Source organism: Chitinophaga sp. RCC_12 (assembly GCF_041360695.1).
In the GTDB taxonomy this organism is placed as follows: domain Bacteria; phylum Bacteroidota; class Bacteroidia; order Chitinophagales; family Chitinophagaceae; genus Chitinophaga.
In genome coordinates this window covers 426,850-451,013 of sequence record NZ_JBFUPS010000004.1, presented here as the reverse complement: position 1 = coordinate 451,013, position 24,164 = coordinate 426,850, and the positions used below count along the sequence as shown (strand labels likewise).

The following is a 24,164-nucleotide window of genomic DNA, read 5'->3' as shown; positions in this document are numbered from 1 at the left end:
AAATGGTACCGGATTAACTTTTTAGCAATGCCCGGAATTTATGGGGAGTAGTACGGTAAAACAACCGGAAACACTTCACCAGGTGGGAAGCATCGGAAAAACCGGCGGTAAAGGCAATATCTGTTACCGGCAATGTAGTGGTGAACAACAGTGTCATCGCTTTTCGCACCCGCATCTTTAACTGGTACTCGCCGGGCGTAATCCCCTCCCTTTCTTTAAAGGCACGGGCCAGGTAAACGGGGTGTACAAACACCCGCGCGGCTAACGATTGAATAGTATGATGAGTATCAAATTCATTTTCCAGGATCTCTTTTGCCTTGGGAAGCCAGGGCAGGCGTTCAGGCATCTTGTCATTGGTGTATTCACACAGCCAGTTGATAATATGTTCTTCCGGTAATGAACTGCCCGGATCCTGTACAAAGGCATACAACAAGCGGTACAGGTAATCGAATGTGCCGGTTTTATAGATCGCCGCGGTGCGGGGAAGCAAATGATCCAGTTCCAGCTCCTGCAATCCGCCTGGCTTAAATTCTATATTCAAACACCTGCCGCCTACTGCCTGGAAGTGGTTGGCATGGCTGTATCCGGCCGGCCGGAAAAGCACTTCGCCGGGAACCACCCCGCTCTCCGTTTTTTTACTCCTCTCTTCATAACTGCCGCTGATCAGCAAACTCAGGTACGCATTTTCATGATAGTGCTCACGGATCTGCACATCCGGCTGGTATGCCGTAATGTTCAGCCGGAAAGACGCATTCTCGCTGACCTGTTGTTCTTTGCCAAAATAATTACCTGGCGACAGGATAATACTCATAAAACGGGGCCGTATCCTTTAGGCGTAACGGTTATCAAAGATACTTTAATCATTGCTCTTTACGACCAATTGGCCTACCTTTGCCCTGCCTGATGAAATAATTTATGGAAATTAATGCCTCCGGAAACTACTTCCGGTACCTGATGCGAAACGACAACTACTTATTTTATGCCCCCTTGTTTGGCGTTTTTTTTAAAGGAGGCGTATGGGCGCTATCTATTCCCCTCTGGATTTACATCATCCGCTCCAAAGCCATCCGCACATTCACTAACAGCATGAAGATCGATAACGGCCAGTTGCTCATTAACTACAGGAAGTGCTTTAAGAACAGGGAGAAAATTTTCCCCATCGCCGGCACTATCCTCGAATTGCGCAACTACCATGATGACGCACGTTCCCCATCTTACTACCACCTGGCAGTTGTTATCAATAAAAAAACAAAATACGTGGTTGACAGCCGGGAAGGCTTCACCAAAGAAACACTGGTGTCTTTCATGTCGGCCTTTTCAGGAATGATCCTTTACATTTAATAATCTTCCTCAGTAATCCAGATTACGTTTGTTCCCTTTCATACAATTTTAATCCTCTCGATAACCGGATGATCGATTTAGTCATACGGCTTACCCTCGTTTCCGTTCTTTTGGCAGCATAAATCCAGTCGATATAAAACTTCTGCTCACTTTCAGACAAGGATGCAAAGAAACGGTTAGCTGAGGGCTCGTCTTCCAGGCAAGCCTGCAGCTCCTCCGGTATTTCCAGCGGATCATCATCCCGGAACAGAGTAATTTCCACCCAATCGCCTTCTTTCTTTTTTATTTTCTTCCTGATAGCTGCTTTTACAGGAAGAAATAACAACCCGTTGCCCATAGGCATCAGGTGGCATTTTTTTATTTCATAGTCGTCAATAAACCCCTTTACTCTTACCAACCCAAAGGCTTTCACTTTATCGGGCGTAATTTCGGGGATACGGGCGAAAGTCCATCCACCTTTCCCAGGGATCTTCTCAAGGCGGTATGATTGACGGACGATTGGTGTAGCAGCCATAATATCAGAGATGGAACGAGCCTTAAAGTTATTGAAGTTTATTCATTACACCCAATTCATACAACGATGGCGGCGCGCTCCCTCTCGCTGGTCTTCCCCGCCCCTGAATGACTTTTCGACACCGGAAACTGTCCACATGTCAAAAATGTTTTCCTGAAAGCCGCCGGTCAGATAGGTTTGCACTAAACAATTATCTATGCAACCAATATCTTCTTCCCGGCTGGCGTATTTAGACTGGCTCCGCATCATCGCTATCCTGGGCGTTCTGTTTTTCCATTCCGCGATGCCCTATGTGTCTGAATGGGGATGGCATATAAAAAATAAAGAAACCAGCAATATGCTGCTTGAAATGAACGACTTCCTCCACCGCTTCCGCATGCCCCTGCTGTTCTTTGTTTCCGGCACAGTAAGCTATCTTATGTTGCAGCGCAATTCCGGCGGCAGCTTCATCGGCCTCCGTTTCCGGCGGCTGTTTATTCCGTTGCTGGTAGGCATACTGATCATTGTTCCTCCACAGGTATACATGGAGCGCCTCACCCAGGGCTTTAAAGGCAACTTCTTCGACTTCTACACCGGCATGTTTACCACCGGCGCCTATCCGCACGGCAACATGAGCTGGCACCACCTGTGGTTTATTGCTTACCTGCTGGTATATGATATCATTTTTGCGCCCGTTTTCGTATGGCTGATCTCCGGCAAAGGCAAAAATCTACTTCAAAAATTAAACTGGATGGGAAGCAAACAGTATATCTACCTGCTCATCATCCCGGGAACACTGGTACACACCTTTCTGCTCATCTGGTTCCCGCAAACCGGCGACCTGGTACACGACTATGGTTACTTCTTCTACTGGTTGTTTTATGTACTGGCAGGATTTATCTGTATTGCCAATCCCCTGTTCATGGACAGCCTGGAACGGAACCGCCGGTTTTCACTAGCCATCGCTTTCGCCGGCGTTATGATCATTAACTACCTGCGCTGGAATAAAATGGAACCCTGGCTCTTCAACGATAATGCTAAACATGCTCCCTTTACCTACGTATATATGGCTTTAAGCGGCATTGTTGCCTGGATGTGGGTACTGGCGATTGTTGGCTACGCAAAAAAATATCTCAATAAACCCCTGCCCATCCTGGCATATGCCAACCAGGCCGTATATCCGTTCTACATCCTGCATCAAACGGTTATTGTAATACTTACTTATTACCTGGTGCAGGTACCCGATGGCGTTGGACTGAAATACACTTTTACCGTTCTGGTTACTTTTTTAATCAGTATATTCATCTTCCATTTGTTTATCAGACCCTTTGCCATCATGCGTTTCCTGTTTGGCATGAAACCACCGGCACGGGAAGGGAAAGATCGCAGGTCTAAAGCAACAAAGTTAATACCGGCACAACCTGAAGTGGCATAATTAATCAGCTATCATGAAAATATTCTGGAAATATTTCTTTCCCCCATTGTATGGCCTGCTGGTATACTTTACCATCCGCCTGCTTACGGACAGCATCACAGAAATGAAATTCTGGTACCGGCCATTACTGGTTAACATGATTGAAATAGGATCCAGTATGCTGATGGGCTACCTTTTTGTGTGGATCTTCAACCTCCTGTTCCGTTATTTCGATCAGAAAAGTCAGGCCGGCTTCTCATATAAAATCATTCTGAAGGAATTGTTATACGTCTTTATCATCAATCAACTTATACAAAACGCTATTTTCACGCCCATGGCCGCCTTCACTGACAACGGCCTGCAATCGTTCGATCTCATCGATATCAATGTGATCCCTTTGTTGTATTGCCTCATCTACTATGGGGTACGCAGAAGCAACTCTTTTTTACAGGCATATATCAATAACCGGCTGCAGCTGGAGAAAATCACCAACGACCAGCTGCAAACAGAACTCAAATTCCTGCGGGCACAATACCACCCCCATTTTTTGTTTAATGCGCTAAACACAATATATTTCCAGATGGATATGGATGTGGAGGCAGCCAAAAAAACGGTGGAACGTTTTTCAGAGCTGCTCCGCTACCAATTATACGATCAGCAGCAAACGGTAAGCGTGATGAATGAAATACAATACCTGCAGAACTTTATTGCCCTGCAGAAGATCAGGTCGTCACGCAGGCTGCAGCTCAACGTATTTTTTGATGAAACCCTGCACGATGAACAGGTATATCCGCTGCTGTTTCTGCCGCTGGTGGAAAATGCCTTTAAATATGTTGGCGGTAATTTTCATATCAATATCCATCTGAAAAAACAGGATCATGAAATATCTTTTTGTGTAGAGAATTCAATACCCGATAAAATCAGCTTCCAGGAAAAAGGAGGCATCGGGTTAGATAACCTGAAAAGAAGACTGGAACTGTTGTACCCCGGTAAACATACGTTTACGGCGCAAATTAAAGACGATAGCTTTTTGGCTGAACTAAAACTCACTACCCGGTAATGGACCAATTAACGATACGCTGCATTATCACCGACGACGAACCGCTCGCCGGAGAAGGATTACAACGTTATGCCCAGAAAACGCCTTTCCTGCAGGTAATAGCTGTTTGTGAAGATGCCATACAGCTCAATACCCTGCTGAAGCAACAACCTGTGGACCTGTTGTTTCTCGACATTGAAATGCCTTATATCACCGGCATCGAATTCCTGAAAAGCTATCCCCATCCGCCCAAAGTGATTTTTACCACCGCATACGAGCAATATGCCATACAGGGTTTTGAGCTGGATGTACTGGATTACCTCGTAAAACCAATTTCATTCGACCGCTTCCTCAAAGCCGCCAACAAAGCATTTGATTATTTTTCCTCCCAGCACATCAGCAAAGAACAACCTTACTTCTTTATAAAAACAGATAATAAGCTGGAGAAAGTAATATTCAATGATATTTTATTTGCAGAAGCCTTGGGCAACTATGTGGCGATTTATACCACAGACAAAAAAATAATCACCCATGCAACCCTGAAATCAGTACAGGAAAGTTTACCTGCGCGGCAGTTCCTGCAACCACACAAATCCTACCTGGTTAACATCAATCATATCAGCGCCATTGAAGGAAATGTATTACACATGGGCAATCATGAAGTGCCTATCAGTAAATATCAGAAAGAAGAATTACTGGAGAAGATCGTCAACAACAGGCTGCTGAAAAATAAATAACATCATTTCATCCGGTCCCGGATAAACTGTATGACCTTATCTGCTGCCGGCCGGTATTGCGACTGGTACTTAATCCGCACCGAACTCTGATAGATATTATCAAAATACACCCAGCCGCCCATCTCCTGGATCACATATTTAGGCTGCCTTTCCGTATTATAAACTTTATCGAATGGCACGCCTGCAAGAAAGTCCTGGTGTACTTTTTCAAACAATGCTTTATCAATGCCCGGTCCGTTAACGAAAGTAATGTTCTCCTGCTCGTAGTGATAGTAACTGTCGAAATATACATCTCCCGAAAAATGATACGTGTGATCGTAGTAATCAATCACCTCCTCAAAGGCGGCAAACCGCAGGATCTTATCTGAATGCCGCGGCAGGATAATAAAAGGATATTGGCTATCGTCAATTACAGCAATGATATCTCCATCAATAGTAGTCGCAATGGTTAACCCATTCAGCACCGCAGGTTCTTCACTTTCCGGCAACTCCCACAAATCCATATACTCCCCGAAATTAGACCGGATATACGCTTCATCGGGTTGATGGATCATCAGCAGTTCGTTGATGGCTCCCAATCCGTAAGTATAAAGAAAATCCCGGTAGCTCACCGGCAAAGGAAATGTTACCGTATCGGTTATTTGCTGAAATTCAGCCGGGGTTAAGGGTTTTGTTTGTCCTATTAGGTAAGGAGCCTGCATAGCCTGTATTCACTTATTTGCAGCTGCAATATACGAAGCAATGGAGAATATTTTCATGGGATCATATTTAGCCACGCTTGTAAAAAAAATTCCAGTTCAGTATTACAAATAATACCAGTAGAAACAGGCAGTAAAATTGTAACACAACATCCAATCCTGAACGACCTATTGAAAATCCCAACCTGTAACTGGTAATTACCGGCGTAAATGCAGCAATACTAAAAGTGGCCAGCACTAGCGCCAAAAGTGTGGCTACCTTATTTATAAAAGCACTGTACCTCCATGCAGCCCAACCGATTATAATCAGCGATAGTCCAATATAATGCTCATAGGAAAAAGCTATATTGCTTGTGCCCACGGTATAAATGCTATATACCATTAATGTGGTAATGATAAGCAAGGGAATGTGCGGAGTTATTTTTTTCAGATTGAGTATCATTTATTACATCGTTTTTATATCCGGATTAATATTATCTGCTGTTATAAAATGTAATAAGACATTATCTTTCTCATATATACATACCTCAATATCGTTGTTCCTCTTAATAATTTCCTTTGCAAAATGAAGCGCTGTATTTACATCATCAAACACCGTAAAAACGCGCTGTGAAATGCTTACCGCTAGCTGAAAATTGTCGTCAATGACATGACCGGTCTTCCGTTTAGCCCTAAGCAAGGCCACTTCATTATTTTTTAGTTGTGGAAACGCTTCAATCATTGCCATTGTTTAAATTATCTATTCTCAATCATATCCCAATGGAAACCAAACACCCCGGTACACCGGTGGTTGCATGTTTGGAATTATCCAGCCCTGATTAAGTGTGCTTATATCAACATTTTCAACAATTTTCTTAAAAGGGGGTCTGTCTATATCTTTAAATACTTTCTCGTCCAAAATTTTAACTGCGTCATTGTAATCGCAGGCAGTTACCCCACAGCCAACGCCTATTCCTGGAGGAAACCCAAAAGCAGTTTCTATATCAAATTCAAACCAGAATCTTTTATAAATAGTCTTCATGGGGTATTGTTATGGAATCGGGTTTTAAAAATAAAAATAAATTCCTGTCTTACGTTTAACGGCTTCTTCAAAAAGAGATTTAATCTGGTTAACCTTACCTACGGCATTTGTTGCAAAGATACCACTGGTCAAGACCTTTTTTAATCGCCCAACATCTTCAATACCTTCATCTTCAAAGTCATCAATATTAATACCTGCTATATTATTTATAAGATCAAAAAAACCGGTGTCCCACAGTTCTTTATACTCCATTTCATTTAGCGTAACTTCTATTAATTGCTCAGAAGTTGCTGTATTGTAAATTAATGCGTCTTTGGCGGTTTTATCCTTAGGTACAACTATTATTTTATCCTTCATCAGTGTTTTTGTTTATATACTTATCCAGCAACACCCTCTCTCACCTCCACAATTTTTCGTATTTTTAATCAAAAAGTTAACCCATGGCAAAACAAACAGGAATACTCCCTTTTACAGGGAAATTGGGTAACCTCATTGGTTACCGGAGGAACGGAAGTTACTTCGTCCGTTCCATGCCCGAAGAAGTAAGACAAACCACCGCTACACGGCAGTCATCCCGGAATTTCGGCGTCGCCAGTAGAACAGGTAAACTGATCCGGCAGGCTATAACGCCCCAATTAAGCATTGGCCGCGATGGTACGCTGGTAAACCGCCTCAATAAAGCCCTCATACAAGGCGGCAAGGACCGCCTGCAACAACTCGAAGGCTTCCGGTTCAACCGCCACACCGGCGTGGAGAAATTCTTCTCCCGGCTCCCGGTGCTGTCTGCGGATGGTACATTGGCTATTCCCGCACAAACCTGGTCGCCATCAACCGCCGGCGATCTGCTGGAGATCAGTGTAATCGCCGTTCGTATTAATCCGGTTACACACCAGGTAACCGGCACCCGCAGCACCTCCCTGTTCACAAATATAGAGGAACCATTCAATGGCACCACACTGGACGCTAACGCTCCCGGAAAAGGCACCTTGCTCATTACACTCCAGGTGAGAATATTTAACGGCACTACCCCTACACTAAACCGCCGGTTTATGGCCGCCGATATAATAGCGGTCGTACTGCCGGTCACCAAACAAAAATCCCGCAAAGGAAACCGCCTGGCCGGTGTAAAACAGGTACTGCGGTACGCTCCGGATAAAGTTAACCGCAGCAGCGTCAACACCAACTCAACACGGGATCAAGTCCACCTCTCCTCCGGGCCTTCCCCTACTCCTTGCCCTGCCATAGGGCATTCCAGGGCATGTGCACCCCCATCCATTGCATATCTCTTTTAAAGACTGTATTTTACAAGGATCAACAGACAGGCATTTTTCATGACAAACACCGATATAACGGTTAAAAAACTCTCCGGACTGGATCATTTAAGGTCGCTGGCAATACTCATGGTGTTGTTCTATCACTACCGCATGTTCCAACATCCGCAATGGCTGGATAATATCATGGGCTTCGGGTGGACGGGCGTAGACCTGTTCTTCGTATTAAGCGGATACCTTATATCCTATCCCCTCTTTGTAAACATGGCATCCGGGAAAAACATTTCCCTCCCGGAGTTCTTTATCAAACGTTTCTTCCGGATCATTCCGGCTTACCTGGTCGTGCTTACCATCTACTTCCTTTTTCCGGCATTCCACGAAAGAGAAGCCCTGCCGCCGCTATGGAAGTTCCTGACCTTTACGCAGAACTTCAATTTCGACATTAAAAACTACGGCACGTTCTCTCATGTATGGTCCCTATGCGTGGAAGAACATTTTTACCTGCTTTTCCCGCTGGTACTGGTTACGCTGCTCCATTTCAAGGTATGGAGAAAGGCGGGATTCCTGCTGCCGGCGTTGTTTATATTGGGTATCGGCATCCGGCTGTACTGCTGGTACGCATTGATTGCCCCTCACACAGAGCAGGACAATTTCTGGGTGATCTGGTACCGGCACATGTACTACCCCACTTATACCCGCCTTGATGGCCTGCTTGCCGGTGTTTCCATTGCCGCGCTGTTTGCATTCAAACCTGCAGTAAAAGCGTGGATCATCAAACGTGGAAACGTTATTTTATTATTGTCCCTGCTGGTGCTTACAGGCGCCTGGTTCCTGTGCAATGAACAGGAAAGTTTTTACGCTTCCATATTCGGTTACCCGCTGGTGGCAGCAGGATATGGATTGATGGTGATAGCAGCGGTAAGTCCGACAGGCATATTGTACCGGTACAACAGCCGGGTTACTGCCTTAATAGCTAAACTGTCCTTTGCATTGTATTTATCGCACAAAGGAGTGATACACCTGGTACAGCCCCTGCTGGCACAAACAGGCATCGCGCCAAAGGGAAACCTCATGTTAGTACTATGCCTGCTCATGGCCGTTTTGGGAGCATTCATCCTGAATAGGGCCGTAGAGGCGCCGTTCCTGCGGCTCCGGCAGCGTATACTGAATAAGCGGAAAGCCATTACCCATAAAAATGTGGCGCTTCTCACCAAGGATTCCGCAGCATAACTTAACTTCACATGATTAAAAGAGGAAAGACATATGAATATTGAAAAAGCGATTCTTGCCGGTGGTTGTTTCTGGGGCGTGGAAGAACTGATCCGTCAGCTACCAGGCGTGATCTCAACAGTAGTAGGATACACCGGTGGCGACGTTCAAAACGCCACCTACCGGAACCATGGCACCCATGCGGAAGCTATCGAGGTTACCTTTAATTCCGCCGTGTTATCATACCATTCCCTCCTGGAATTTTTCTTCCAGATCCATGACCCTACCACGCGCAACAGGCAGGGCAACGATATAGGCACCTCCTACCGCTCGGCTATCTTTTACCAGAACGAAGCGCAACAGGAAACAGCCAAAGCCTTAATCGCAGAACTGAATGCCTCCGGTAAATGGCCCGGACCTATTGTAACAGAAGTGGTGCCGGCAACAGCGTTCTGGAACGCAGAAGAAGAACACCAGGACTATCTCCAAAAACATCCGCATGGATATACCTGCCACTTTGTAAGGCCCGAATGGAAAATAAATTAATATAGAAAAGGAGAAAATGAAGTGGATTCATTTTCTCCTTTTTTTATAGAAAGATAAATAGCGTTGTACTATTCCGATCTCAGCGATTTAACAGGGTTCATCAATGCCGCCTTTATCGACTGGTAGCTCACCGTCAGCAAGGCGATTAACAATGCACCCGCTGAAGAAGCTACAATGATCCACCACGATATTTCCGTACGGTATTCGTAGCGCTGCAGCCAGTTGTTCATAAAGTAACAGGCCACCGGCACCGCTATCACCAAAGCAATAACAACCAGCATAATAAAATCCTTTGTCATCAAACGCCATAAGTTGAAAACGGAGGCGCCCATAACTTTCCGCACCCCTATTTCCTTCACCCGTTGCTCGGCCATGAAAGACGCCATGCCAAAAAGCCCCAGGCAACTGATAAATACCGCCAGCACCGCGAAAAAACTCGACAGTTTACCAATGCGTTGCTCTGCATCAAATTTAGCAGCATACTCATCATCCACAAACCTGTAAACGAAAGGAATACCAGGGTTATATTTTTTAAAGACACCCTCAATCCGCGCCAGCGCATCAGCGGTTTGTTTAGCCGGGTTTATCCTCGCATTGATCACATTGGCAGCATTGTAGTCCAGCGTGAAAACAGTCCGAAAAACCGGCTCGTATGGCGACTGCATCACCATATCCTTTATCACACCGATCACGGTAAAAGGCTGTCCGTCTTTTTTTACAATTTCTCCTACCGGATTTTTCAGCCCCATAAACTTAACGGCCGATTCGTTCAGGATCATTGCCGTGCTATCTGAAGCAAAATCCCTCGAAAAATCACGTCCTGATATGATCTGCCAGTTGATCGTTTTCCCAAAATCATGCGTAACCGTTACCGCGCCAAAATTCCCCTGTGCACCTGGCGCCATCCCTTTCCAGGTATAACCGTTGTTTATTGCATCCACGTCTGTTGTAGGCGCGGAAGAATAAGCCATCTCTGTAACAGCGCCTGAGGATGTCAACTCATTCCTGATCACTTCGAAATGGTCTTTCAATGCGCCGGTAGACACCGGGATAAGGAGCAATCCTTCACGGGTGTAGGCCGTAGGCCGGTTCTTGGCGAAATGAATCTGCCTGAACACCACAATCGTTCCGATGATCAGGATCACCGATACCGTAAACTGCATCACCACAAGCGCTTTCCGCGGAATAGCGGCATAACGTCCGGCCCGGAAAGTACCTTTCAGTACTTTTACCGGCTCAAAAGAAGAAAGATATAACGCCGGGTAACTGCCCGCTATTAGACCCGTGAATAAGGTGATACCGAAACAAACCAGCCAGAATACCGGGCTGCCAACCGGAATGCTTACCTTCTTATCAGCTACCTCGTTAAATACCGGCAGTCCGACCTGCACCAGCACCAACGCTCCCACAAAACCGATAGCCGCCAGCAAAAGTGATTCACTGAAAAACTGCGTGATCAGCTGACCCCGGAGGGAACCAACCGCCTTGCGGATGCCCACTTCTTTCGCCCGCTTCTCTGAACGGGCGGTGCTCAGGTTCATAAAATTGATGCAGGCCAGTAACAGCACAAATACACCGATGATCCCGAAAAGCCATACAAACTGGATCCTGCCACCTATATTCTTCCCGTTATCCCAGTCGGCGTACAAATGCCATTTGCTCATGGGATGAAGAAAAACTTCGGGTTTAAAAGCGGCGTCTGCTGCGCGCACCTTGCGCAGTTTCACATCTTTTATTTTAGCAGATACTTTTTCAAGGTCGGCATGATCCGCCAGCTGCGCATAGGTTTGCGTAAAATTGGATCGCCATGGGTTGTCCATCTCCCTGATCCAGGGCTGACTGCTCAGGTATAATTCCCACGGCGCCATAAAAGCCAGGTCGCGGAAAGCCGAATTATAGGGCAGGTCTTCATACACGCCCGTTACCTTCACCGGCGTTTGATTATCCAGTTTCACCAGTTTATCTACCGGATCTGCATTGCCGAACAACGCCTTCGCAGTGGAAGCCGACAGCAGGATGGATGCAGGATCTTTCAGCCCGCCGCGGGTTCCCTTCAGCATTTTCAGCGTCAGCATTTCCGGGAAATCCGGTTCAAAATAATTCCCGGTTTGGGAAACAATATTATTATTGTAAGCCAGCAGGTGTTTGTTGGGCCATGATGCCATGACCACATATTTAAAATCGCTGCCGTATTTATCCCGGATCTCCTCTCCCAACAGGTAAGGATTAGCCGTTTGCGTACCCACCACGCCGTTAAAGGTTTGATGCTGCATCACAGATACAATACGGTCGTAATTCGCATGATTTTTACTGAAGGTAAGCTCATCGTATATCCATAAACCGATCAGCATGGCTACCGCCATACCCGTCGATAATCCTACAATATTGATAAGCGAAAAAGTTTTATTTTTTAACAGATTTCTCCAGGCAATTTTAGCATGATTTCTTAACATAGCTAACTGGTTTGCCATTGAAAAAACAATAATACTGCCACACCTGTAATACTTACTGGTGGCCAATCTGGAAAGATTCCGTTTTCAGGCATCTGTCCGGATATGAACACCGGTGTCTGAAAATGGACACCGCAACGATCAGGCTGGTCTACAATTTGTCCAAATCTCACTACTATTTCCAACAACTTTACCCGCCCGGAATCTTCCCTCCGCCTGCATTGCCCACCTGCTGCTATCCGGTCTGCCTTTTGTTGGAACAGATTATCATTCACCCATAAAACAGCGGTTATGATTAATAAAGATGACTTAAACGAAGACCTGCTCAATGAAGATGATTTGCCGGAGGAAGAAACAACGGCAGATGCGGATGCAGATGTAAGCGAAGAAGAAAAAGAACTGTTGGAAGAAGCATCTACCACAGATCCAACCTATTCGGAAGAATTACGTATGCGCGGAGCCGTGGTAGATAATGTAGATGACGACGGGGAACCACTGAACGAAGCCGGCGACCTGGATGTACCCGGCGCAGAACTCGACGATGACCAGGAGCGGAACGGCGCAGAAGATGAAGAAAATAACGAATACAGTACAGATAAAAATGACTGATCATCGCCATTATATCATCTGACAACCCACTACAATGAAAGACCCTCATTTAATGGACCGGAGAACAGTAGTTACCGGGCTCTGTGCCACCCTCGCGCTGGCAGCAGTGGCCCCTATCGCGGGCACAAAGGCCGCCACTCCCAATGCACCTGGCCCTGAAGGACTGGAAGATCCCGTTTCCAAATATCCGAAACCGCCCTTCCAGGAGCAATCCCAACCCTGGCCCGGACTCGCCGGCAAAATGAATCCTAAACCGGATCACGGCGAAACCAGCTATAAAGGGTCGGGTCGCCTTACCGGCAGGAAAGCGCTCATTACCGGCGGCGACTCCGGCATGGGACGCGCAGCCGCCATCGCCTACGCACGCGAAGGCGCCGATGTAGCCATCAACTACTTCCCTACAGAAGAACCGGATGCGCAGGAAGTCATTTCACTGATCAAGGCGGAAGGCCGCAAAGCAATAGCCATTCCCGGTGATCTGAGGGAAGAAGCGTTTTGCCAGAAACTGGTATCGAAGGCGGTGGAGGCGTTAGGCGGGCTTGACATTGTTGTTAACAACGCTGCACGTCAACAGACAAAGCCAACCTTAGCCGATATCTCGTCGGAGGATTTCGATGCCACTATGAAGACAAACATTTATGCGCCATTCTGGATTCTAAAGGCGGCACTCCCTCACCTGAAACCTGGCTCCGTCATCATTGCCACCACCTCCGAGCAGGCATATGATCCTTCGCCGGATTTGTATGACTATGCGCAAACGAAAGCAGCCACCATGAATTATGTAAAGTCGCTCGCCAAACAGCTCGGCCCCAAAGGAATACGGGTGAATGGCGTGGCGCCGGGTCCTATCTGGACACCGCTGCAGGTGAGCGGTGGCGCAACACCCGAAAAACTGAAAAAATTCGGCAGTCAAACCGCGATGGGCCGGCCCGGACAACCGGTAGAACTGGCATCTATATACGTACAACTCGCAGCAGCTGACGCCAGTTATGCCAATGGGCAAATTTACGGCGCTTCCGGCGGAGGCGGGCAGCCCTGATCATTTATTTTACCGCGAATTGTGCTATCATCACCACTGGATGAACATTGATTTTCCAGGGTTACTATCTTTCCTTTGCATTGTTCAAATACATCCAAATGAGAATAGTAACCTTAGAAGAACATGTATCCTTCCCGGAGATGACCCATCTTCTTCCTGCGGGCACCCTGAGCAATACACGGCCATCAGCCGCGGCAATTCAAATGATGCCCAAACTGGCCGACATTGCCGGTGAACGGTTAGATTCCATGAACGAATCCGGGATATCCATGCAGGTATTGTCCGTTGAAAATACGGATGTAAACCTGCTGGACAACAACCACGCACCGGCGTTTGCTTCAAAATACAATGATCTGCTGGCGGAGAAAATCAACAACTATCCCGGCAGGTTCACCGCATTTGCACATCTCCCGATGACCGCCCCGGCAGCGGCGGCCGACGAACTTGAGCGCACCGTAAAATCTTATGGCTTTCGTGGCGCCATGATCAGGGGACTTACAAACGGTGAATTCCTGGACGCTCCTAAATTTGCGCCGGTGCTTGCAAAAGCTGAAAAGCTGGGTGTGCCTATTTACATCCATCCGGGTCTTCCACCCAAACCGGTGATAGATGCCTATTACAGCAACATAGGGCATGATACCGGGCCTTTTGATGCGATTGCCTGCTGGGGATGGGGATGGCATTCAGAAACCGCTATTCACGTGCTACGCCTGCTGGTGGCGGGTATCTTTGACGTTTACCCGGAACTAAAAATAATCATCGGTCACATGGGCGAAATGTTACCCATGATGTGGGCGAGATGCAACCGGTCGTTTCAACCCGGCAATGGCGGGCGCAATCAACGCACATTGATCGATACATTCCGGCAGCAACTATATATCACCACAAGTGGCTTCTTTACGCAACCACCCCTTCAGATTGCACTCGATACGATTGGTATCGACAACATTATGCTATCTGTGGACTATCCTTTCAGCACGAACCAGATGGGCATCGACTTCTTAAATAACATCCAGCTTCCCGCAGAGCAGGTAGCAAAAATTGCCCATGGAAATGCAGATAAATTGCTCCGGTTGCAGGCTTCATGAACCTGCGTTAAAATACTTACTTTTAAACTCATGAAAAATATTCCGGTACATAAATTACAGGACAGCACCAGCCGGGGATACCTGCTGAAGCCATTCACAAACAAGGGTACAGGTGATAAACAATCCGGACAACCTGGCGCGCACCGGGATGACCATTATATCTTTTTCATCATGCTGAAAGGCGCCGGCACAGCGGTGGTAGACTTTGAAGAGAAAACCGTCCGGGCAAATCAGCTCTATTATATTCTGCCGGAACAGATCCACTACCGGATTAAAGCCAACAAAGCAAACGGGTGGTTCATCGCCGCAGATCCTTCGTTGATAGATCCTGCCTGCCGCCATGCTTTCGATAGCTGGTCGGGCTTCCAGGAACCCGTTACTTTATCGCGCAACGATGCACATCACTACGACCAGCTCCTTAGCATCCTGTATAGCAAAATGACGGATCAACCTCCCGGTAGTTTAACGGTACTTCATTCGTTACTTCGCTCCTTCTTTGAAATGGCAGCAGACACCGTACGTATCTCCGGGGATGCCGGTACCGGTAGTTCAAGGCCAGCCGACCTGTCGCTCAAATTTAAAAAATTGCTTGGCGAACATATAAGACAACACAAAAGTCCTTCGGATTACGCCAACATGCTCCATATTTCGGAGCCGTATCTCAATGAGTGCCTGAAGAAAATAACCGGTTCCCCGGTTTCGTTCTGGATAAAATACAGAATCATTATAGAGGCAAAGCGACTGCTATATTTCAGCGATCTGAATGTAAAACAAATAGCCGATGACCTGGGTTTTGAAAACCACTCTTACTTTTCCCGGTTTTTCAGTAAAGAAACAGGAATGACTGCCCTTACTTTTCGTAAAAAACGCAAAGATCCAGGCTAGTTACTCTGCTGAAATGTATAAAGAATCTTTAGGGTTATATGATATCAGGTGTTTTATACCCACTGGAAATTGTGCCGATGCTGTTTCCATCACCTTTTCTACCGCTGGCTGAATCCCGTTATAATTTGAATCCGCCCACTGCATTACCACGATGTTGACGCCAGGCTTACCATTGATACGCGAAAAGTTTCCATAAGTATAAGGGCCAAATTCAATCTTCGTCGCCACGTCCTTCCATCTCAGGATGGTATCAGCATTCTTGCGGATAACCATATTTCCATACTCAGCAGGTTGATGTTGCTTACTGTTGCACTTAATAATATAATCAGAAGATGATTTACTTTTCTTATAAAAGATCTCCGTTACTGCTTCCAGTTGCCCTGCCGGAATGGCTGCTAATATTTCCTTTAGGGTGAGATGAGCAGCGGCCAGGTGCTCTTCATTTAACCAGATACGCATCACCGAATCTTTACTCTTGTTAAAAGTAATCAGATTACTAACCCCGGGGATTCCCCGTATTCCAGGAACAATATTGGTTGCCGCATAATTTACCAGGAATGCCTGATCGTAACTTCCGGTATCCTCCGCATACATGCCCACCGCCATAACAATGGACTCATTTTGCCTGATAACGGTAACGCCTGACTGCACTACCGGTGACGGCAGTTGTGCCGAAGCTACAGCCACCACGTTGGATATACCCGGTGCAGCTGAGTCCAGATTAATACCTGGATTAAAATAAACAGTAATAATAAATGAACCATCGTTATTGGCCGTATAGGTCATGTGATCCATGTTTCCGGCATACTGGGAGAAAGCATTTTTTAATGGTGGGGATACTGAATCGAATAACTTCCCGGCATTGGCGCCAGGATAAAACGCCCTTACCTGTATGGATGGCAAGGCCTGGTGAGGGGATTGCTTTACGGGGTGTTTGGTTGCTGCTGTTCCGCCGCAACTAAATACAGTATAAATAATTGTGGCTGCTACCAGCCATTTCAACGGGTTCTCAAACATCTTTCTGAAATTATTTAACAAGGAAAAATAATTTTAAATATCAGGCTGGCACAAGATAAATTATATTTGGGTTCCGTTCGTTTTATTCATTCAGTTTTCAGAAAACGAGTCATCTTCTTTCCCGGCGACTGTAAGGTCCTTTCCGGTTAGATTAAGAAATATTGATTCCAGCTCTTCAAAATCCCATGAAGGAATATTATTACCGAATTTAATTGTCCTTCCTCCATAATCAAAAGCAAGCTGATTATCCCCATGCATATCATTGATTACCTGCTGTCCGGTCTGAAATCCCAGATAATCAAATTCTCCTCCTGCTAAAGTATGCCGGGTTAAGGTTGGTTTTGCCAGATGTCTGAAACTGGATATTTTCTGTATGTCGAAGACCTGTATTGCCGATCTGAAAATCCCTTTCCTTATTAAATGCAAGGACTCCCTGGTAACAAGTAGCTGTTCCGTCATAACAATTTTATTTGCGAACTGGTAAGCTCCTGCATAAGTCAACAACATAAACAAGCCACCTACAATTAACGCTACTATTTTATCGGAGTTTGTTAAAACTACACGGAGCATGAATGTTCCTAACGTGAATAAAACAATGAAGTAAAATAAATATAAGATCTTGGATCTCGTATCAAATGCAGTTGATAGAATTACTAATTTTCCGTCGCCGGAATCTTTTATTTTCATAGAAAGGATATTCAAACAGCAGTAAAAATAACTATATATTTGATTACCAGGTAGTGATTTTCCTGGCTAATCAAGTAATTGGTTGTAACAACGGCAGGCAGCAGGCGCTGCTACCCTCTCCTCTACTACCGAATCGCGGACTAATTTGTTATGCTAGACGATGAATTAATTTTCACGTCCGCATATTGCCAGGCGGATTCGAATGCAGCCAATATTTCCTTCGCCTCCTTATTTTTCTTTTGTAAAACCAGCGCGTTATATAAACCGATCAATGCCCATCCATTCTTTCTCCATATTCCCAGGTCTTCCCGGTAAACTGTCTCCGCCTGCCGGTATTGCCCTGCTTTGAGGAGCACTGCACCTAAATGATGCCGCACGGAGAAGAACCAGTCCGGCGGCTCATTATAGTTGAGGCGGTCTTCCATCGCCACGGCCTCTTTTAACAATGAAATAGCCACGCCGGACGACTGTTGCTGCACTGCGATGCCCGCAGCTAACACCTTTCCGGCAATTTGTACCAGATCCGCCGAAGTATTGATATTCCAGATCGTCAGGCTTTTCAGGATGGTATCAGCAGCAAGTAAATGCAGGCTATCCAATTCTTTCCGGGCCTTTGTTACTTCATGCCTGCCTAAATAAGCCATTCCCTTTGCATAGTGCCAGATGGCCCGGGGATACACCAGGTGCTTTTCCGGCGATGGAAGTGCCAGTATGGTATCCCACATCGATAACTTCGCGGCAATATAAAACGGGATAGTATAGTAGTGTTGCAAGGTGCCCCATCCCGGCATGCTCATAATCTCTTCGGAGGTATGTTGCTGTAATTTCACAGCGGTTTGCCAGGCCAGTGCGGAATGTCCTTCCAGCGTAGCAGTAGCTGCCAGGAAGTGATAGTTATGCGGGTAGTACGCCAAAGGGTAAGCCCCCTGCGCATGACATGCCACGGTGTAAACGCTATCGGTTGTTACCGCGCGGATATTTGACAGCGAACCTTCATGGTAATCGCCGGTACGGATGTAAATATGCGAAGGCATATGCAGTAAATGCCCGGCGCCGGGAACCAGGCTATCCAGCAATTTCGCACTGTGCATAGCTTTCTCCGGCTGCGAAGAGGCTTCCAGTGCATGAATATAAAAATGATGCGCGCCGGGATGAGTAGGGTGCAATTGCATCAGGTGTTCGAGTACTGCTATTATCGCGGGTGTCCAAGCTTTGGGCGCTTGTGTTCTTTTCTCATACAAATCCCACGGATGCAGGTTCATCATCGCTTCTGCATACAAAGCACCGATATCCGGATCATCGGGGAATTGGGTATATACCTTTTTCATGGCTGTTGCATAGGCACTGTCCAGGGCGCTGCGATCAGCCGGCGGATCTTTAGCATACCTGCTGGTCAAAGCGGCGATGAGCGCCTGCTCTTTTGGACTGCTTCGAAAGGAAAGCGCCTGCGCTTTCACAACAGCTTCGTAGGCGCGCTGAAAATTATCCGATTCCATGCCGGCATTGTAATTGGGCCCCAGCACATACGCAAGGCCCCAATAGGCCATGGCACAGGTGGAATCCAGCCGGGTGGCTTCAAAGAAAGAACGGGCTGCTTCTGCATGGTTAAATCCATAAGAGAGCATCATTCCCTGGTTAAAATAAGTTTGTGCTGCTTTCACGGAGGTTGAAATCGTGAAATGAATGCCTTGCAACCCGTCAAACAAAGGCGCTTTCTTACCGGATGTATACCATTCCTTGTCGGTAGTAGCAGGAACTGCGCAACCAATGGTATTAGCATTGCTTTTTACCTCTTTGGACGTGCGGCCGTAGTTACAGGCCATTAGGCAGCAAATGACGGATGCTACATAAAACGTTTTCATAAAGGGATTGAATACTTTGGGGTAATGTAAACTATCGGGGTATAAGCCTGTCGCTGATTACTAATTTACATCATTCCTGTCATAATTGTCAATAGGAGAAGCGGGGGTATCCATGTTCAGATACACCCGCTTTAAGTTTATGCAGCGGCGCTGTCGTCTCCGGTTGTATGATCTTCGCTGGCAACAGTGCCTCCGGATGTGGAGGAGGATGAATCTCCACCCAGGAATATTAATAGGGCTGCGGCGGCGGCCGTGCCGATGATTAGTCCTAATTTGGTTATAGGCTCAGGGTCTGCTAAAGCAGCGACCACTAATGCCACCATTCCTCCAAGGGCGAAAGCCGGGATGCCAATATTGATCAGGAACCGCTCTACCCGTTGCCGTAATTCCGGGTCAGGTGAAGCCGTTACAGGCTCTCCATCCCGCCGCATGGCAGGGAGAGGCCGTGTGGGAAACTCTCTTTCAGCAAATTCCCTTGCTTCAGATAAATCCTGCGCCTGCTCCCTGGTGAGCTGGTAGCCCCGGCACCTGTCGTTAATATCCCATTCTCCAAGTTTGGTGCGCAGGCGGCCACGGTCATAGTTAAAACGGTCGCGGTGACCGTCCCAGCTTCCATATTCAGGATGTGGGGTACGCCTGCCAAAGAGGCCGTGGCGGTCGTTTTCAGCATCCATAATACGGTGTGCCACTTCTTCCAGCAAAGCAATGATTTCCTGGAGCAAATTAAAGCAGGGATCCGGCCCACCCGGCGTACCAGCTACCTGGCGTTGTACCGTGGCCGGAGCGGCGCTTTGCTGCGCTACATGCGTAAGCTCGTGCGCCAACAGATGCTGTCCCTCCCGGGAATGAGGGTTGTATTCCTGTTCATTAAAAACCACATGATTGCCCACGGTATAGGCCCGGGCGTTGACAGCCTGTGCCGACTGCGCAGCTTTATCTTCTGTATGCAGCACTACGTTGCTGAAATCGTAACCTATTCTCTCTGACATTTCCCGCTGGATAACGTTATTCAGTGGCTGCCCCCCCGTGGAAATTACTTCATTTATCATGTCTGTGGATGGTGCAGCGACTTCCGTGCCGTTGATCTCTTTGCGGTTCAGCTCTTCTTCATGCTCGCATGCTTCGCATTTTCGTTGTAAGGATGTGTTGTGGCCAGCATTTATTTTATGATCCATGGCGGCAGGCTGGGTAACGGCATCAGCTACAGCGTCGGCCTCTTTTTCCAGCGGGGTATCCGGTTGTCCGACCTTTAGGCGGGGCTGAAAAAAGCTGGGTTTCGCAGATTGCGGGAGATCATTCTTAGCACTAAAAAAAGGGGTATGCTGTGGACGTGCAATCCCTGGTGATTGATTGGGTATTTTGGAGAACATTCTGGGGTAGATTAAATGTTAATGGATATTGGGGTCATCTTTAGGGAAGTTACTAAAAATTTGGAGAAAAAGAGGCACTGACTGAGGGGTATTTTTCCCGGGTAAAAGGGATCTTGTTCATAGATCAGGAAACAGGTCGCCCCGACCAGGTTTCAAAAACTAACCGGACTATTATATAACCGACGTGAACAAACCAGCTTCGTAAACGTTTTATCGGTTAACAGTGCCTCTCGCTCTCTTCTTCAGTTCACTAAGCATAACAATATCATCGGGTAGAAATTCTTCCTTCAATAAGGGAGGGATGAGTCATTGCAATTTGAAATGCAAACAAATACCAAACAGTGCAGGTGGCAACCTAAGATTGCATGCAGGCTGATCATTCCTGTTATGCTGTTTTTCGCAAGCAGTGGTGCTTTTGCGCAGTCTCCCCCACCATACACCTTCGGTTTCATTCCTGCTTCCATAGGGGAAACAGATTTTTCCTTTCCATTAATAAAAAAATGGCATCTCGACGGGGAAGTAGACCTGCAGATAGTTACCCAGGGCTCATATGATACAGGCAATCCATTTGCCTATGCACAACGGTTTGTTGTCAGACCCTGGATATCTTACTCAGGGTTCAAAAATATGAAGTTGTGGCTGGGCTACGCCCGCAATAAGAAATATGAAATAAAGGAAGCCGGCAACTATGAAACCCTCGAGCGGCGGTTAATCATTATGGGTTCCTTTTCTGAGAAATTGCCCAAGGGAAGCCTCTTTCAGCAGGTGCGGTTTGAAACAAAATTTTTTGACGACCGGCAGGGTATAGCAAGGGTGGTACCGAGGATCAGGGCCAGAGTAGGTGTCAATCACTTTCTCCGGCAGAACAATCCGCAAGCCTTCCTGAAAAGCCCCAACATTTCCTACTATATGGAGCTGATGCTGAAATTTGCGGATAAAGACTATGCTCCCAACAAGTTTGATATTTTGCGGCAATCCATTTACTACAGCGCCGGCATTACAAAGAATATCCATGCGCTCGCGGGGGTTATAGCACAAATGCAGTTAAGAACGAATGGAACCCAGTTTGATATTTACTACGGACCGATCTTTTCTCTCCGTTACAGCTTCACACCAAAAGCGCGCGAAACTTTTGACAATGTTGATGGTGGTGGTGATTGAGTAATGCGTTGGACGTGGGTCCTACCGAAAATAAAAATGGGTCGCCAGCTGTGTTTTGGTAAACCCGAAACTACTGGATTTTCTTGAGAGAATATCCCAACAAAAAAAATAATTCTTTCAACTTAACTGTACGTCTATTTCATTGATGCACTTTTAATCATATCAAAACTTCTATATTACTTGATATAAATTGTATACCTAAATCCTTTTTATCCAAGAAAAGGTTTCTAAACCTGGAAGTAACGTACAAATCCGTTCCAACTTCGGGGAATCCAAATAAATCATATTTTTCCAATAGTTCACTTTTTACAGCAAGCCTGACGGGAGTAAACAAAGAAACACCTCTCTTATAGGCATTATCTCTTTTTTCTAAATAATCATTATAACTATTAACATTTATTGGTTCCCCCTTTGTTGTAAAGTTATTTTCACAAAATAATGATTTGTCAAATTGTAAGAAATCGTTAAAATCATGTTTAAATAGATTCAGAATATAATTTTTTTCTTCCGCTAGCCCCTTAATTTTGACTACGTTCACTGATCCTGTTGGCAGGTTCAATTGTTCGAAAGCGCCTTCTAGACACCTATCATATAGAATCCCCATGTAATTAGGAAGATCCACTGCATTCAATAAACCACTAAATCGTGCTCCTGTATATAGCCTACCATATTTAACTATTTCGTTCAGTTTTACATCATACCTAATATCGAAACCGTCGAAATTATCAAAATACTCAAAGTGTACCTGAGGGAATGCACCAACAACCCTCATATCAGTGGAATAGTCAATTCTAAAAACATCCATAACTAATAATTTATTTATTCAATTCCCTAAAGAACTCATTGATTCTTTTATCTGTTACAGCCGGATCCGTCCCTATTTTTTCAAATGTATTTATTAAGCTCTGATTAAGTTTGCTGATCTCCCCTCTTACTTCACTAAGGCCTTTAAGTGTTCTGTTTTTTAATCGTTCGCCGATGCCATCAAGGCTTGACTTACAAATTTATTATTCAGGATGACTAGCATGCATACCATCAAACAAACCCCTTGTTGTACTATATTTCGGTAAGATAGTACCGTTTTCAAGCCCTTCGATATCAAAAAATTTGGCATTTGTTAATTTCTTAATTAATGGATGATCTGCCAATCCTCTAGGTATGATATCGTGAATTTCCCATTTTGATGCAAAGCCCCCCAGCTTATACCAAACCTCTTGGCAGTTTTATTAAAATTACTGATAAATTTATCCTGTAATGATCCTCCAACCTTACCTACTTTACCAAATAAACTCCCACCAAATGCAAATGCGAGATCTGTTCCTCCTACCTTAAGTACGTTTGATGGGTTCTTGTCAATTCCTATTCCATAATCAAGCATTGAGAAAAGTGTACTTCCTCCCGGGACAAAACTAATTGCCATTCCCTGCGCATCATGTAAATCTTTAAGATTCGAAGTTACTTGCTGAAGTCCACTATGTTTGAGTGCTTGTACCTGTTGAAACTCTGCTTCCTCTTCAACATTATCGGAATGCTTTTGCATCAGCTTCGGCAACCCTATCGCATCTATAAACTGTTTGAGTAAACTTGGCTTTTCCTCCAAACCGTCTAAATCAGTCGCCCAAATGGGTTTATTTCCTGCAAATTGGTATGGCGTATACCAAGGATATTGTGGAGATAATGGATCTACACTTAAAAACCGTCCAATTCGCGGATCATATATCCTAAATCCATAATCCTGCTGGTTCCCTCTCCCTTCACTTCATTATCATTCTTCTTCCCATTAGCCGCATACCCAAAGACGCATAATCAAAGAACTACTATAAATATGTCTTTCATCTGTTTTCCCATTTGAAAGAAAAAAATGCAGGCGGGTAAAATGCCGGTAACCGTCCTGGTAAGATAGTACTACAGGTGATCAGGGTACTGGCGATGGTGCTCGCACAGTCATATTCTTCCCGGAACCCTTGACACAAGGCAACTATCCCTAACAGGTACACGGCTTTCAGTTCGCCTTTTAAGAAGCGACCTTGCCGCCCCCTCCGCCATTCCCCCTGGCCGCTGGGGCGGTAGCCAGAGCGCAGGCCCTGGAGCGCAGCGGAAGGGCCCAGCGAGGGCGAGTCACAGCAGGCCGTGCCTTCGACCTTTATCTCACCAGGAGTGGACAAAATGGACAGCAAAGGGATGGCGGGCATTAACGCAACCAATATTTAAAACAGCCCTTAACCAG

The 24,164-nt window shown here is 46.0% G+C and carries 26 protein-coding genes and 1 pseudogene; 12 read left to right on the top strand and 15 right to left on the bottom strand.

Translation table 11 applies throughout. The annotated features are described in order from the left end of the window. Positions 1–13: 13 nt before the first annotated feature. Positions 14–811, bottom strand: coding sequence for a helix-turn-helix transcriptional regulator (locus AB6805_RS14940; protein WP_370910227.1), 798 nt, complete (start codon positions 809–811; stop codon positions 14–16). A gap of 104 nt (positions 812–915) precedes the next feature. Between AB6805_RS14940 and AB6805_RS14935 the strand changes: the two genes are divergently transcribed. Beyond that, positions 916–1,341 carry a hypothetical protein gene (locus AB6805_RS14935; protein ID WP_370910226.1) on the top strand — a complete coding sequence of 142 codons (426 nt, stop codon included), beginning with the start codon at positions 916–918 and terminating at the stop codon, positions 1,339–1,341. Between the two features lie 22 nt (positions 1,342–1,363). On the opposite strand, the gene AB6805_RS14930 is transcribed toward AB6805_RS14935, so the two are convergent. Beyond that, on the bottom strand, positions 1,364–1,855 hold the full coding sequence (locus tag AB6805_RS14930) for a DUF1905 domain-containing protein (RefSeq protein WP_370910225.1): 492 nt from the start codon (positions 1,853–1,855) through the stop codon (positions 1,364–1,366). Positions 1,856–2,051: 196 nt separating this feature from the next. On the opposite strand from AB6805_RS14930, the gene AB6805_RS14925 reads away from it, so the two are divergent. The 3 genes from AB6805_RS14925 to AB6805_RS14915 are packed head-to-tail and all read left to right on the top strand — an operon-like array spanning position 2,052 to position 5,024. Beyond that, positions 2,052–3,269, top strand: coding sequence for an acyltransferase family protein (locus tag AB6805_RS14925; protein WP_370910224.1), 1,218 nt, complete (start codon positions 2,052–2,054; stop codon positions 3,267–3,269). A 13-nt stretch (positions 3,270–3,282) separates the two neighbouring features. Next, positions 3,283–4,308 (top strand): sensor histidine kinase, encoded by a 1,026-nt coding sequence (locus AB6805_RS14920; protein WP_370910223.1) that lies wholly within the window; start codon positions 3,283–3,285, stop codon positions 4,306–4,308. Then, positions 4,308–5,024 carry a LytR/AlgR family response regulator transcription factor gene (locus tag AB6805_RS14915; protein ID WP_370910222.1) on the top strand — a complete coding sequence of 239 codons (717 nt, stop codon included), beginning with the start codon at positions 4,308–4,310 and terminating at the stop codon, positions 5,022–5,024. Before AB6805_RS14920 ends, AB6805_RS14915 begins: the two co-directional genes overlap by 1 nt. A gap of 2 nt (positions 5,025–5,026) precedes the next feature. Here AB6805_RS14915 and AB6805_RS14910 read toward each other — a convergent pair whose 3' ends face one another. The 4 genes from AB6805_RS14910 to AB6805_RS14895 all read right to left on the bottom strand — a co-directional run bounded on the left by AB6805_RS14910 (position 5,027) and on the right by AB6805_RS14895 (position 7,100). Beyond that, positions 5,027–5,725, bottom strand: coding sequence for an SMI1/KNR4 family protein (locus AB6805_RS14910; RefSeq protein ID WP_370910221.1), 699 nt, complete (start codon positions 5,723–5,725; stop codon positions 5,027–5,029). A gap of 442 nt (positions 5,726–6,167) precedes the next feature. After that, on the bottom strand, positions 6,168–6,449 hold the full coding sequence (locus AB6805_RS14905; RefSeq protein WP_370910220.1) for a hypothetical protein: 282 nt from the start codon (positions 6,447–6,449) through the stop codon (positions 6,168–6,170). Positions 6,450–6,467: 18 nt separating this feature from the next. Beyond that, complete coding sequence (locus tag AB6805_RS14900) at positions 6,468–6,743, bottom strand: hypothetical protein (protein ID WP_370910219.1); 276 nt, start codon at positions 6,741–6,743, stop codon at positions 6,468–6,470. Between the two features lie 24 nt (positions 6,744–6,767). Next, entirely contained in the window at positions 6,768–7,100 is a 333-nt protein-coding gene (locus AB6805_RS14895) for a hypothetical protein (protein WP_370910218.1), read from the bottom strand. A gap of 83 nt (positions 7,101–7,183) precedes the next feature. Here AB6805_RS14895 and AB6805_RS14890 point away from each other — a divergent pair, with 83 nt between their 5' ends. Genes AB6805_RS14890 through msrA form a run of 3 tightly spaced genes read left to right on the top strand, consistent with a single transcriptional unit; the run spans position 7,184 to position 9,769 of the window. After that, on the top strand, positions 7,184–8,035 hold the full coding sequence (locus AB6805_RS14890) for a hypothetical protein (RefSeq protein WP_370910217.1): 852 nt from the start codon (positions 7,184–7,186) through the stop codon (positions 8,033–8,035). Between the two features lie 39 nt (positions 8,036–8,074). Then, the gene (locus AB6805_RS14885) at positions 8,075–9,244 is read left to right on the top strand and encodes an acyltransferase family protein (RefSeq protein ID WP_370910216.1); all 1,170 of its coding nucleotides are present in this window, start codon (positions 8,075–8,077) and stop codon (positions 9,242–9,244) included. Between the two features lie 33 nt (positions 9,245–9,277). Then, on the top strand, positions 9,278–9,769 hold the full coding sequence (msrA, locus tag AB6805_RS14880; RefSeq protein ID WP_370910215.1) for a peptide-methionine (S)-S-oxide reductase MsrA: 492 nt from the start codon (positions 9,278–9,280) through the stop codon (positions 9,767–9,769). A gap of 68 nt (positions 9,770–9,837) precedes the next feature. Here the strand turns inward: msrA and AB6805_RS14875 are convergent, their stop codons facing one another. After that, on the bottom strand, positions 9,838–12,222 hold the full coding sequence (locus tag AB6805_RS14875) for an ABC transporter permease (protein WP_370910214.1): 2,385 nt from the start codon (positions 12,220–12,222) through the stop codon (positions 9,838–9,840). Between the two features lie 288 nt (positions 12,223–12,510). On the opposite strand from AB6805_RS14875, the gene AB6805_RS14870 reads away from it, so the two are divergent. From AB6805_RS14870 to AB6805_RS14855, 4 genes are all read left to right on the top strand, one after another. Next, complete coding sequence (locus AB6805_RS14870; RefSeq protein ID WP_370910213.1) at positions 12,511–12,828, top strand: hypothetical protein; 318 nt, start codon at positions 12,511–12,513, stop codon at positions 12,826–12,828. Between the two features lie 34 nt (positions 12,829–12,862). Then, positions 12,863–13,867 carry an SDR family oxidoreductase gene (locus tag AB6805_RS14865; protein ID WP_370910212.1) on the top strand — a complete coding sequence of 335 codons (1,005 nt, stop codon included), beginning with the start codon at positions 12,863–12,865 and terminating at the stop codon, positions 13,865–13,867. A gap of 98 nt (positions 13,868–13,965) precedes the next feature. Then, entirely contained in the window at positions 13,966–14,955 is a 990-nt protein-coding gene (locus AB6805_RS14860) for an amidohydrolase family protein (RefSeq protein ID WP_370910211.1), read from the top strand. A gap of 30 nt (positions 14,956–14,985) precedes the next feature. Further along, on the top strand, positions 14,986–15,840 hold the full coding sequence (locus AB6805_RS14855) for a helix-turn-helix domain-containing protein (RefSeq protein ID WP_370910210.1): 855 nt from the start codon (positions 14,986–14,988) through the stop codon (positions 15,838–15,840). Here the strand turns inward: AB6805_RS14855 and AB6805_RS14850 are convergent, their stop codons facing one another. From AB6805_RS14850 to AB6805_RS14835, 4 genes are all read right to left on the bottom strand, one after another. Beyond that, a complete protein-coding gene (locus tag AB6805_RS14850; RefSeq protein WP_370910209.1) occupies positions 15,841–16,857 on the bottom strand; it encodes an efflux RND transporter permease subunit in 1,017 nt (338 codons plus the stop codon). Positions 16,858–16,947: 90 nt separating this feature from the next. Continuing rightward, positions 16,948–17,544, bottom strand: coding sequence for a hypothetical protein (locus AB6805_RS14845; RefSeq protein WP_370910208.1), 597 nt, complete (start codon positions 17,542–17,544; stop codon positions 16,948–16,950). A 140-nt stretch (positions 17,545–17,684) separates the two neighbouring features. Further along, positions 17,685–19,406: a hypothetical protein gene (locus AB6805_RS14840; RefSeq protein ID WP_370910207.1), complete on the bottom strand. Its 1,722-nt coding sequence runs from the start codon at positions 19,404–19,406 to the stop codon at positions 17,685–17,687. A gap of 137 nt (positions 19,407–19,543) precedes the next feature. Further along, entirely contained in the window at positions 19,544–20,776 is a 1,233-nt protein-coding gene (locus tag AB6805_RS14835; protein ID WP_370910206.1) for a DUF4157 domain-containing protein, read from the bottom strand. A gap of 387 nt (positions 20,777–21,163) precedes the next feature. On the opposite strand from AB6805_RS14835, the gene AB6805_RS14830 reads away from it, so the two are divergent. Further along, entirely contained in the window at positions 21,164–21,937 is a 774-nt protein-coding gene (locus AB6805_RS14830) for a DUF2490 domain-containing protein (protein ID WP_370910205.1), read from the top strand. Between the two features lie 157 nt (positions 21,938–22,094). On the opposite strand, the gene AB6805_RS14825 is transcribed toward AB6805_RS14830, so the two are convergent. From AB6805_RS14825 to AB6805_RS14810, 4 genes and pseudogenes are all read right to left on the bottom strand, one after another. Then, positions 22,095–22,742 (bottom strand): hypothetical protein, encoded by a 648-nt coding sequence (locus tag AB6805_RS14825; protein WP_370910204.1) that lies wholly within the window; start codon positions 22,740–22,742, stop codon positions 22,095–22,097. A 324-nt stretch (positions 22,743–23,066) separates the two neighbouring features. Further along, a complete protein-coding gene (locus AB6805_RS14820) occupies positions 23,067–23,537 on the bottom strand; it encodes a hypothetical protein (protein WP_370910203.1) in 471 nt (156 codons plus the stop codon). 9 nt (positions 23,538–23,546) lie between these two features. Continuing rightward, positions 23,547–23,663, bottom strand: a pseudogene (locus tag AB6805_RS14815) (RHS repeat-associated core domain-containing protein); the annotation flags it as partial. Positions 23,664–23,769: 106 nt separating this feature from the next. Beyond that, positions 23,770–24,129 (bottom strand): hypothetical protein, encoded by a 360-nt coding sequence (locus tag AB6805_RS14810; protein ID WP_370910202.1) that lies wholly within the window; start codon positions 24,127–24,129, stop codon positions 23,770–23,772. Positions 24,130–24,164: the final 35 nt, after the last annotated feature.